Source organism: Acrocarpospora macrocephala, from assembly GCF_009687865.1.
Taxonomy (GTDB): domain Bacteria; phylum Actinomycetota; class Actinomycetes; order Streptosporangiales; family Streptosporangiaceae; genus Acrocarpospora; species Acrocarpospora macrocephala.
Window position 1 is genome coordinate 72,165 of record NZ_BLAE01000054.1, and the last position, 10,812, is coordinate 82,976.

Genomic DNA, 10,812 nt, shown 5'->3' on the forward strand with positions numbered 1-10,812 from the left:
CGGGCCGGACTGGATGTCAATTCGGTGGGGTCCAGTTGGGGTCGCGGCCGATGAGGCCGAGGATGCGGTCCTGGAGGGACGAGTCCTCGGCGACCTTCACTTCAGGCCCGTAGACGATGATGCCGGGGCCGAAAGCTTCGGGAATGCGGAGTTTGTCCGGGACATGTTGCACGGTCGGCCACATGGCCAGGACCTCGGAGGGGTTCATCGTGGGATCTTGACCGGTCGCTTTGGCCAGGTCCCAGCCGTGGAGCACCATGTCGGCGCTGACGACCTGGTCGATGTGGTCTTCTACGGACATCGGGCCGGACGGGGTTTCGGTGGTGGTCGTGGCGAGTTCGGGGGTGTGAAGCAGGGTCTCCACGTCCGCCCGGGCGGCGCGGAAAGCGGCGAGAGGATCTTCGTCCACAGTGGGCGCCGGGCTGAGGGTCCGGTCGAGGGGGCGGAGCATCGCGGCGTGCATGTCGATGATGTGCCTGACGACGTCTCTGGCGTTCCAGTCCGTGCAGGGGGATTGGTTCGACCACTGCTCAGGCCGTACCGCGATGATTTTGGCTTCGAACGCGTTCGCGCGCGACTGGTAGCGGGCGGCGATATCGCTGATTTTGGGCACCTCATCCATGTACGAGACGTCGAGTCTCCTCGTCAACCAGTCCGCTGCTCTGTTATCGCAAACACTCAGAAGACCCCTCGGGGTTGATCAAGAGGCATCAGTGTTATCGCTACCATTCCGGAGGGCGTGGAGGCGGTGGAGGGCGTTGGTGCCGCCGCGGCCGAAGTGGTCGTGGAGTTCGGTGTAGATCGCGTAGAGCTGGTCGTAAGTGGCGGCGTGGTTGGGGTCCGGTTGGTACACGTTGCGGTGGACTCGGGCCATCGTGGCTGAGGCCGCGTGCAGATCCGGGTACGCCCCTGCCGCGACCGCCGCATGAATCGCGGACCCGAGAGCCGGCCCTTGCGCCGACCCGATGATGCTCAGCGGCCGCTGGATGATGTCCGCATATATCTGCATCAAGAAGGAACTACGCAACAGCCCACCGGCGACGATCAACTCGTCCACCCGAACCCCGCTGCCCTCGAACGCGTCGATGATCGTACGCGTTCCGAACGCGGTCGCCTCCAGCAGCGCGCGATACACCTCCTCCGGCCGGGTCGCGAGCGTCGCCCCGATCAGCACGCCGGACAAATCATGGTCTACCAGCACGGACCTATTGCCGCCATGCCAATCCAGGGCGACCAGTCCATGCTGCCCGACCGGCTGCTTGGCCGCCTTCTCGCTGAGCAGCTCATGGCCAGACAATCCCCGCTCCCGCGCCTCGGTCTGGTACTCCTCCGGCAGCCCCGACTCGACGAACCACGCGAAGATATCCCCAACCCCGCTCTGCCCGGCCTCGTACCCCCAGAGCCCGGGAATCACCCCATCCCGCACCGCGCCGCACATCCCTGGCACCTCGGCCAGCGCCGGCCCGTTGATGATGTGGCACGTGCTGGTCCCCATCACCGCGAGCATCTGGCCAGGGTCGATCGCCCCGGCGGCCACGCTGGTGACATGCGCGTCCACATTGCCGATCGCGACCGCGACGCCCTCCGGCAGCCCCATCCACGCGGCGGCCCGCGCGCTGAGCCCGCCCGCCCGCTCACCCATGGCGGAAAGCGGATGCTCGAGCTTGCCGACAAAGTCCCCGAAATCCGGATTCAGGGCTTCGAGAAACTCCCGGCTGGGGTAGTGGCCGTCCTGAAAAATCCCCTTGTATCCGGCTGTGCAGAGGTTGCGGGTCTCCGTCCCGCAGAGCTCCCAGATGATCCAGTCAGCGGCTTCGATCCAGCGATCGGCACGCCGATACACCTCCGGATCCTCTTCCAGCAGTTGCAGCCCCTTGGCGAACTGCCATTCGCTGGAGATCTTCCCGCCGTACCGGGCCAGCCAGCCCTCTCCCCGCGCGGCCGCGAGCGCGTTGATCCGGTCCGCATGTGGCTGGGCCGCATGGTGTTTCCACAGCTTGGGGTACGCATGGGGGCGATCGCGCAGATCATCCAGCTCGCAGAGCGGCACTCCCGCCGAAGTCACCGGAAGCACCGTGCACGCGGTGAAATCGGTCCCGATGCCGATCACCTGCTCCGGCGTGACCCCGGCGGCGGCCAGCGCGGCGGGCACCGCGTGCACGAGCACATCCCGCCAATCCTGCGGAACCTGAAGCGCCCACTGCGGCTTCAGCGCCGCCCCGCCACCGGGCAACTGCCGCTCGACCACGCCATGCCGATACTCATGTACGGCAGTGCCCAGCTCTGTCCCGTCCTCGGTCGCGACCACCAAGGCCCGGCCGGATAGCGTGCCGAAGTCGATGCCGATGACGACGGTCGGAAGTCTGTTCACGTCCCGCTCCCAAGTGTTCGAGTGCCTGATTGTTAGCGCTATCACTGGTCGAGGTCAAGTGGTCGGCAGGGTAGATGATGTTAGCGCTAGCACTCTTGGCCGGGGCCGGATTCTGTCGGTGGTGGTGTTTAGGCTGGCCCAATGGCTAGCTGGGAAGACGTGCGGCGGCTCGCGATGGCCATGCCCGAGACGGCCGAGGTGACGTCGCGGGAGACCCTGTCGTGGACCGTGAACAAGAAGGGGTTCGTCTGGGAGCGCCCGCTCAGACGGTCTGACCTGCAGGCCCTCGGCGACCAGGCACCCGACGGTCCGATTCTGGCCGCGCAGGTCGCCGACCTCACCGTCAAGGAGGCCTTCCTCGCCGACGACCCGGAGGTGTACTTCACGACGCCCCACTTCAATGGGTATGCCGCGATCCTCATCAGGCTCGACCGCATCCCCGTGGAGGAACTCGCCGAAGTCATCACCGACGCGTGGTTATGCCGAGCCCCAAAGCGCCTCGCCAAGGCCTACCTCGATACCCAGCCGTGAGGCTGCCTCAATGCCTGGGCTCGGCCTCGGGACGCACGCTCCAGGCCTAAGCACCTGGATAGACGAGCATGTCACCGGATTGCTCGCCGTTATCCGGTACCGTTCACGCGGGTGATGGCTCTCACCGCATCGGCGCCAAGAGCGGCAGTGGCATTCCGCGCAGCGGCGTGCTGTTTGGTTTCCCGATGAGTCGCTGCTGGCCGGGATAGCCTCCGGCGACGGCGGCATTCTGCCCAGCGATGTGCTGTTTGGTGTTCCACCTGCCGATCGCTGCTCTGCTCGGGGGAACTTGCGCGTGCGCACGCCCGAGACGGACATCGTTCGGGCCCTTGGCGGCCAGGCCGGCGGGACCTGCGCGTGCGCACGCCCGGTTACGCGCGAGTGTGCGGGAGCCGCAATCGTCGGGTGGTCCGATCTGGTCGGATTCGTGTTGGCGTTGGTAGGGTGAGCTTGCTCCGGGGCCGTGGCACGCCGCTGGAGAGTAAGACGTTATCCGTTGGGTGGCGTGGTCGGCGCACGCGTTTGAGTCGGAGGGGTCGACTTCCGTGCGCTTGTGTAGGCGTGTCGCGCTTGTGGTGTTCGGCTTGATCGCGGGGCTTGTGGTCGTCGCGCAGCCCGCCGCTGCTCATGGTCAGCTGGCGGTGTCGGTGCCGGGCAAGGACAGCACCCTCGATGCGCCCATGGAAAAGCTGCAGCTCTACTTCACTGAGAAGCCTGCGCCGAATGCGTATTTCGCGGTGCTGAGTCCTAGTGGGCGGCGTCTGGATACGCAGTGGTCCCATGGGGAACCCAAACGCCTTGACGAGCCGGTTCGTGAGCTCTGGCTCAGCAACGGCAAGTGGGAGCCACGCTTGTTCGAGACGGGGTTTCCGGCGATGGTTCCCGTCGCGTACTGGCCTGAGCAGGGTGTTTATACCGTTAAATACGTCTCACGCGCTTCGGATGGGGAACTCGTCAAGGGCGAGGTCCGGTTCGAATACACCGGGACGATAGCCAAAGCTCCAGCTGGCTGGCAGGCGCCGGACAACGAGCCCGATCCCGCGCTACTGGTCGAGCCCAGCCATGTGGCGGCGTCCACCGCGCCGATCACTCAGCCCGATCAAGGGCCGCAATCCGTTCAGCCCAGCCAAGGGCCGCAGGCCGTTCAGCCCAGCAGCCTCTTCTCCCAGCAGCCCGCCGCCGTCGGCGAGAGCACCTCGTCCAGCGGCAATGACGGTGGCTTCGTGGTGTGGCTGATCCCCGCCATTCTCGTGGCCGGAGTTTTGATCCTTCTCGTCAGTACCGCACGCCGCCCCGCCAACAAGACCCGATAACCGCCGCCAGGCACGAGACCCGAACCCGTCGGCGCCGGCAACAAAGCCCGATAAACCCTGTTTGGAGTCACTAAATGAAGTCTCTGATGGTTCTTCTCGTTTGTGCGGTCCTGTCGGTGACGGCGTGCGGCGCGGCAAGTGACGCCGCCACCTTCTCCGGCCCGGCCAAGGAGATCGCCGTGACCATCGCCAACGGCACCGTGACCCCGCCACCGGCACGCGTCGAGGTCGCCAAGGGCCAGCAGGTCAAGATCTCGGTGACCAGTGACGTCGCTGACGAAGCCCATGTGCACGGATTCGACAAATCCGCCAGCTTGCAGCCTGGCACGGTCGCCACGATCGAGTTCGTCGCCGACCAGGACGGTCTTTTCGAGGTCGAGACCCACGAGTCCGAGCTGCAGTTGTTCCAGCTCGTGGTCCAGTGACCATGCTCCTTACCGAGGGCGTCGGTGGGCAGTTCCTTACCCAAGGCGTCGATGGACAGTTCCTCGCCCAGGGCGTTGGCGGACAGTTCCTCGCCCAGGGCGTCGGCGAACGGCTTCTCGCCCACGGTGTCGGCGGACGCCAGGATCTGCCGATCCCGTTCTCCGCCGCCGTCTCGGGCGCGGCCATCGCCCTGCTCGTGTCCTTCGCCGCCCTCGGCTTCCTCTGGCGCGAACCCCGCCTGGCCGGCATCCCGTCGTACGTGACCCGGAACACCACCTGGCTCCGGCCCGCCATCGGCATCGTGATCGCCGCGTACTTCGCCATCGGCCTGCTCTTCGGCCCCGACACCCCCGACAACCCCACCGCAGGCGCCTTCTACGTCCTCTTCTGGGTCGGCCTAGTCCCCCTATCCCTCGTCTTCGGCCCTGTATGGCGAAATTTCAACCCACTACGCACCCTCCACCGCGCCGCCTGCGCCCTCCTCCGCCGCGACCCCGACCACGGCTGGAAAACTCTCTCCCCCCGCGTCGGCTACTGGCCCGCCACCGCGGGCCTGCTCGCCTTCGTCTGGCTGGAACTCGTCGCCCCCGACCGCGCAACCCTCCCCGTCATCACCATCTGGCTGACCTTGTACGCCCTGACCACCCTCACCGGAGCCGCCATCTTCGGATCCCAATGGTTCGACAAAGGCGACGCTTTCGAGGCGTACAGCACCCTGATCGGCAGCCTTTCCCCCATAAGCCGACAAATCACACAACCCACGCGTCCACCGGGACGCCCAGCCGCCAAATCGCCCCAAGACAAATCGCCCCGAGGTAAATCCCCGCACGGCATATCACCCCAAGGCAAATCACGAAGGCGCGATTCCCACCCACCCGCGCAAACTAAGCCGCGCAACTCGGCCGCCAAAGCCACCGAATCCCCTGCACACACCAAGCTGACCCTGCGTAACCCCCTCGACGGCATGGCCGGACTCGCGCACGCCCCCGGTCTCCCCGCCCTGGTGATCGTGCTCCTCGGCTCGACCATGTACGACAGCCTCTCCAACGCCCCCCTCTGGGTGCGATTCGTCCAGGAAAGCCGCCTCCCCGCCCCCCTCATGGGCACCTTCGGCCTGCTCACCGTCATCGCCCTGGTCCTGGCCCTGTTCCTGGCCGCCACCACCTGGGCCGCCCGCCTCGGCAGCGCCGCACCGGCCACGACCGCCGGCGAACTCGCCCACTCCCTGGTCCCGATCGCGGTCGGCTACCTCGTCGCCCACTACTTCACGCTGTTCCTCTTCGAAGGCCAGCACACCCTGGCCCTGCTCTCCGACCCCCTCGACACCGGCGCGAACTGGCTCGGCACCGCGAACTGGACCCTCCAGAGCCTGGGCGCCACCCCCGCCTCCATCGCCATGCTCCAGGTCACCGTCATCGTGATCGGCCACGTCCTCGGCACCGTCCTCGCCCACGACCGCGCCCTGACCCTGTTCCCGCACCGGACCGCGGTCATCGGCCAGATCCCCTTGATGGCCCTCATGGTGATCTACACCGTCGTCGGCCTACTCCTGCTGTTCGCCGGATAAACCAGGACGCTCAGCGCCCTCCAGGCACCCTCGTTCCGGCAGTTCAGAAGCATGCGCGTACTCACACGCTGACTCACACGAGCCCCCGGCAAGGTTCACTCTGTCGGCACATGTGTGGCGCCGACGGAACACACCACATATCGAGGGGAAATCATGCCGCTCATCAACGTGAAGGTCATCGAGGGCGTTTTCGACGACTCGCAGAAGGCCGAGATCGTCAAGTCGCTCACCGAGGCGATGGTCAGTATCGAGGGCGAGAACATGCGCTCGGTCACCTGGGTCGTCATCGAGGACGTCAAGAGCGGCGACTGGGGCATCGGCGGGCAGCCGCTGACCACCGCCGACGTCAAGGCACTCGCCGCAGGCTGATCGTTCACGCGCGCGAAGTCGAACTGTCCTCACGACTTCGCGCGACCGAAATTCGCGGAAGGGAGTGAGTCCCATGTTGACGATCCGTTTGCTCGGACCTCCGGCCATCGAGCGGGACGGCCAGCCGGTCAGATCGCCGCGTGGCCGCAAAGCATGGGCTCTACTCAGCTACCTGCTGCTGGCGGAGCGGCCGCCAAGCCGGCGGCATCTGGCTGAACTGCTCTTCGGCGACGCCGACGACCCGCTGGGCGCGCTGCGCTGGACGCTCGCCGAACTCCGCCGCGCGCTCGGCAAACGCGATGTGCTCAGCGGGGATCCCATCTCCCTGGACCTGGGTGACGACGTGGTCGTGGACCTTGAGCAGATCACTCGGGAGCGCGCCGATCCCACACCATTGCTGGATATCGGCGGAGAACTGCTCGAAGGTGTGCATCTGACCTCCAGCCTGGAGTTCGAATCCTGGCTGCTGGTGGAACGGCACCGCGTCTCGGCCCGGGTCGAGGCGCGGCTACGCCAGACGGCCGTCGCGCTGCTGGCCAGCGGGCGGGCGGGCGACGCGGTGCGGTACGCCTCGCGGGCCGTCACGCGCAATCCGCTGGAAGAGGGCAACCACGAGCTGCTGGTGCGGAGCCTGGCCGCGGCGGGGGACCGTACCGCGGCGTTGCGGCAGGTCGCGGTGGGGGAGGACATTCTGCGGCGGGAACTCGGGGTGGACGCGTCCCCGGCGCTGCGGGAGGCGGCCCATGTCGGCACCGGCAGCCCGATGGCGCCCCCGTTGAGCGGCCGCGCGGCGGCGTCCAGCCAGCTGGACGCGGGCCGGGCCGCGATCGTGGCCGGGGCCGTGGACGCCGGCCTGCAGTGTCTGCGCCGGGCCGTGGCGGAGGCGGCACGCGCCCGGGACGTGGCCCTGCAGGCTCGTGCGCTGGTCGCGCTCGGCGGGGCGCTGATCCACGCGGCGCGCGGGCGGGACGAGGAAGGCATCGTCGCGATCCACGAGGCGATCGAGCTGGCCACCCGCACCGGGGACCGGGCCACCGCGGTGACCGCGCACCGGGAGCTGGCGTTCGTCGAGGTGCAGGCCGGGCGGCGCAAGACGGCCGAGGTCTGGCTGGCCAAGGCGCAGGCCCTGGCCGAGACCGATCAGGAGTGGGCGGGGCTGCTCGCGGTGCGCGGCAGGAACGCCTCCGATTTCGGCGACTACCCGCTGGCTTTCGAGCTGCTCAACGAGTCGGTGGAGCGGTCGGGCCGATGCGGGGATCACCGGCAGCAGGCCTTTTCGCTGTCCATGGTGGCCCGGGCGCACCTGCTGCGCGCCGAGCGCAGCCAGGCCGCCGCGGCGCTGGCCAGAGCCCTGGAGCGCGTGTACGAGCAGCGCTGGATGGCGTTCCTGCCCTGGCCGCAGACCCTGCGGGCCGAGCTCGACCTGTTCGGCGGGGACCTCGAAGCCGCCACCGACGGGTTCGAGCAGGCCTGGGAGCTGGCCTGCCAGCTCAACGACTCCTGCTGGGAGGGCATGGCGGCGCGCGGCCTCGGCCTGCTCAGCGCCGCCAAGGGCGACTATCCGGCCGCCAGGAAGTGGCAGGACGAGGCGTCCTTCCGGTGCATCCGGGTGCCTGACCGTTACCAGTGGGTGCACGGCTACGCGATGGACGCCGCTGTCGGCACCGCCCTCGACCATGGCGATCATGACCGGGCCCGGCCCCTGATCGAGAACCTGGCGGCCCTGGCCGCGCGCTGCGACATGCGCGAGCTCGTGGTCCGGGCGCATCTGCACCGGGCGCGACTGGGCGATCAGAACGCGCTGGCGGCCGCCCGGCTGCTCAGCGCCGACATCGACAACCCGGCGCTGGCCCATTTGTTCCATGAATCCGCTATGAGGCAGAAGCAATGACAACACCGTTAAGACAGACGGATTGGACCGTCGTCGATGAGGGGTGGGGCCGCAAGGCGGCTGATTTCGCCACACTCAGCGAACCGTCCAACTGCCGTGAATACGTGACCATGCACCACGCCCTCGGCGTCGGCGCGGGTGACCGGCTCATCGACCTCGCCTGCGGCTCCGGTCTCGCCATCGAGTTCGCTTCGCTCCGGGGCGCTTCATGCGCCGGTATCGACGCTTCAGCTCGGCTGATCGCGGTTGCCAAACACCGCAATCCCGGCGCGGATGTACGCGTGGGGGACATGCAGGCGCTGCCGTGGGAGGACGCGAGCTTCGACGTCGTGACCAGCTTCCGCGGCGTCTGGGGGACGACTCCCGGGGCGCTGGACGAGATCTACCGTGTGCTCAAGCCCGGAGGGCGGGTGGGGTTCACGGTGTGGGGGCATATCAAGAAGTCGCCGGGGGCGTGGGCGCTCGCGCCGTTCCGGATGGCGACCACGGCGAAGCTGGAGAACCAGGCGGCGATGGTGTCGCTCGGACGGCCAGGGGTGGGGGAGGACCTGCTGGCGCGCTCCGGGTTTGTGGGCATCGAGCGGATCTCGGTGCCGTTCGCCTGGGAGTACGCCGATCCCGAGATGTTCGCGCGGACTCTGGCGTCCACCGGTCCCGCGTACGAGGCGATGCTGAACGTCGGGGAGGCCGCCTTCCTCGAAGGGGCGATCAAGGAAGCCCGCCCGCACGTTCTGGATGGACTTCCGCTCCGGGCCCTCATCGACGTGGTCGGGTATCTCGCGCGTAAAGAGAGTTCATGATGAGCACCATTGGTTTTCTCGGCATGCCCGAGGTGGACGACGACGCGAGGCGGATCTTCGAGGAGGATGTCGAGGAGCTCGGCTATGTGATGAATGTGTCCAGGCTCTGGGCGTACCAGCCGAGGACCGTCATGTCGTTGTTCGGGCTGCTTCGTGAGGCCAGTTCGCCGCATGGGCTGGATGCTCGGCAGCGGTCGATCCTGGTCGTGGCCTGCGCGTCCGCGTTCGGGGACTCCTACTGCTCGCTGTCGTGGGGTGTGCGGCTGGCTGCCGCCGCCGACGAGGCGATCGCCTCCGGGGTGTTGCTCGGCACGGACGCCGGGTTGAGCGACCAGGAGCGGGCGATGGCCCGCTGGGCGCGCAAGCTTGCCCGTGACCCCAACCAGACCACCGAAGCCGACGTCCAGGAGCTCCGGGATGCCGGGCTCAGCGATGACAAGATCTTCGCGATGACCGCGTTCGTCGCGCTGCGCCTCGCCTTCTCCACCGTCAACGACGCGCTCGGGGTCCCGCCCGATTCCGAATACCGCACCTACGCCCCCGCGGCCGTCCTCAACGCCGTGACGTACGGGCGCCCGTTCCTGGACGACATCGCGTCCTGACACGTGGTTTTCGCGTTGGGTACGACGTTCCGTACCCAACGCGAGCGAATTTCTTCCCGGGGTGAACGGCTGGGGTGTAATAAAAGGGGAGGTCACGCGAGAGGTCACCCCTAAATGCAGCCAGCCGGCACCGAGCCCCTCATTCCAGACGATCCCCAGCAGATCGGCACTTATCGCTTGTTGGGCCGGTTGGGTGAGGGCGGCATGGGAACGGTCTACCTCGCCACCGGCGACACCGGCCGCCTCGTCGCGATCAAGGTCATCAGAACCGGGTACGCCTCGGACCACTTCGCCGCGCGATTCCATGCGGAGGTGACCCACGCCCGCCGGGTCGCGTCCTTCTGCACCGCCCAGGTTTTAGATGACGGTACGACCCGGGATGGGCGGCCGTACATGGTGACGGAATACATCCCCGGCACTCCACTGTCCCAGCAGATCTCGCGGCACGGCGCCCTCGACCCCGGCCAGCTCCACGGCGTCGCGATCGGCGTGGCCACCGCCCTGGCCGCCATCCACGTGGCCGGCTTGGTCCACCGCGACCTGAAACCCGCCAACGTCATCCTCTCCATGTCCGGCCCGCGCGTGATCGACTTCGGCATCGCCCGCGCTCTCGACGCCACCAGCGGCCCCACCCAAGCCGGCGAAGTCGTCGGCAGCCCCGGCTGGTGGGCCCCCGAACAGGTCAACGGCTCCGAAATCGGCCCATGGACCGACATATTCGCCTGGGGCTGCCTGGTCTCCTACGCCGGCACCGGCCGCCACCCCTACGGCCACGGCGACGCCTCCCTGATGGCCGCCCGCGTCCTCAACACCCACCCCGACCTGGGCGACCTCCCACCTCCCTTGAACGACCTGGTCCGCCGCGCCACCTCCCCCGACCCCACCACCCGCCCCACCGCCCAAGACCTGATGCTCGCCCTCGTCGGCGGCACCCTCCCCACC

11 protein-coding genes are annotated in these 10,812 nt (G+C 67.8%); 9 read left to right on the top strand and 2 right to left on the bottom strand.

Annotation, left to right across the window (positions count from 1 at the left end; translation table 11 throughout):
* Nucleotides 1-16 precede the first annotated feature (16 nt).
* Nucleotides 17-649: a TIGR03086 family metal-binding protein gene (locus Amac_RS38350; protein ID WP_246268986.1), complete on the bottom strand. Its 633-nt coding sequence runs from the start codon at nt 647-649 to the stop codon at nt 17-19.
* Between the two features lie 51 nt (nt 650-700).
* Nucleotides 701-2,371 carry a ribulokinase gene (gene araB, locus Amac_RS38355; protein ID WP_155359324.1) on the bottom strand — a complete coding sequence of 557 codons (1,671 nt, stop codon included), beginning with the start codon at nt 2,369-2,371 and terminating at the stop codon, nt 701-703.
* 141 nt (nt 2,372-2,512) lie between these two features.
* Between araB and Amac_RS38360 the strand changes: the two genes are divergently transcribed.
* From Amac_RS38360 to Amac_RS38400, 9 genes are all read left to right on the top strand, one after another.
* Complete coding sequence (locus Amac_RS38360; protein ID WP_155359325.1) at nt 2,513-2,902, top strand: MmcQ/YjbR family DNA-binding protein; 390 nt, start codon at nt 2,513-2,515, stop codon at nt 2,900-2,902.
* Nucleotides 2,903-3,486: 584 nt separating this feature from the next.
* Nucleotides 3,487-4,215 (top strand): copper resistance CopC family protein, encoded by a 729-nt coding sequence (locus Amac_RS38365; protein WP_155359326.1) that lies wholly within the window; start codon nt 3,487-3,489, stop codon nt 4,213-4,215.
* A gap of 86 nt (nt 4,216-4,301) precedes the next feature.
* The gene (locus tag Amac_RS38370) at nt 4,302-4,640 is read left to right on the top strand and encodes a cupredoxin domain-containing protein (RefSeq protein WP_170322865.1); all 339 of its coding nucleotides are present in this window, start codon (nt 4,302-4,304) and stop codon (nt 4,638-4,640) included.
* A complete protein-coding gene (locus Amac_RS38375; RefSeq protein WP_155359328.1) occupies nt 4,637-6,208 on the top strand; it encodes a hypothetical protein in 1,572 nt (523 codons plus the stop codon). The genes Amac_RS38370 and Amac_RS38375 overlap by 4 nt, the downstream gene beginning before the upstream one ends.
* A 153-nt stretch (nt 6,209-6,361) precedes the next feature.
* Nucleotides 6,362-6,577 (top strand): tautomerase family protein, encoded by a 216-nt coding sequence (locus Amac_RS38380; RefSeq protein WP_155359329.1) that lies wholly within the window; start codon nt 6,362-6,364, stop codon nt 6,575-6,577.
* Between the two features lie 73 nt (nt 6,578-6,650).
* On the top strand, nt 6,651-8,468 hold the full coding sequence (locus tag Amac_RS38385) for an AfsR/SARP family transcriptional regulator (protein WP_155359330.1): 1,818 nt from the start codon (nt 6,651-6,653) through the stop codon (nt 8,466-8,468).
* 110 nt (nt 8,469-8,578) lie between these two features.
* On the top strand, nt 8,579-9,268 hold the full coding sequence (locus Amac_RS38390) for a class I SAM-dependent methyltransferase (RefSeq protein ID WP_246268991.1): 690 nt from the start codon (nt 8,579-8,581) through the stop codon (nt 9,266-9,268).
* Entirely contained in the window at nt 9,265-9,870 is a 606-nt protein-coding gene (locus tag Amac_RS38395; RefSeq protein WP_246268987.1) for a carboxymuconolactone decarboxylase family protein, read from the top strand. The genes Amac_RS38390 and Amac_RS38395 overlap by 4 nt, the downstream gene beginning before the upstream one ends.
* A gap of 114 nt (nt 9,871-9,984) precedes the next feature.
* The coding region (locus Amac_RS38400; protein WP_155359332.1) for a serine/threonine-protein kinase at nt 9,985-10,812 on the top strand (828 nt) is incomplete at its 3' end.

Bases quoted from the DNA above. Each gene is read 5' to 3' on its own strand.
- Amac_RS38360 (WP_155359325.1), top strand. From the start codon at position 2,513: ATGGCTAGCTGGGAAGACGTGCGGCGGCTCGCGATGGCCATGCCCGAG.
- Amac_RS38370 (WP_170322865.1), top strand. From the start codon at position 4,302: ATGGTTCTTCTCGTTTGTGCGGTCCTGTCGGTGACGGCGTGCGGCGCG.
- Amac_RS38380 (WP_155359329.1), top strand. From the start codon at position 6,362: ATGCCGCTCATCAACGTGAAGGTCATCGAGGGCGTTTTCGACGACTCG.
- Amac_RS38385 (WP_155359330.1), top strand. From the start codon at position 6,651: ATGTTGACGATCCGTTTGCTCGGACCTCCGGCCATCGAGCGGGACGGC.
- Amac_RS38390 (WP_246268991.1), top strand. From the start codon at position 8,579: ATGCACCACGCCCTCGGCGTCGGCGCGGGTGACCGGCTCATCGACCTC.
- Amac_RS38395 (WP_246268987.1), top strand. From the start codon at position 9,265: ATGATGAGCACCATTGGTTTTCTCGGCATGCCCGAGGTGGACGACGAC.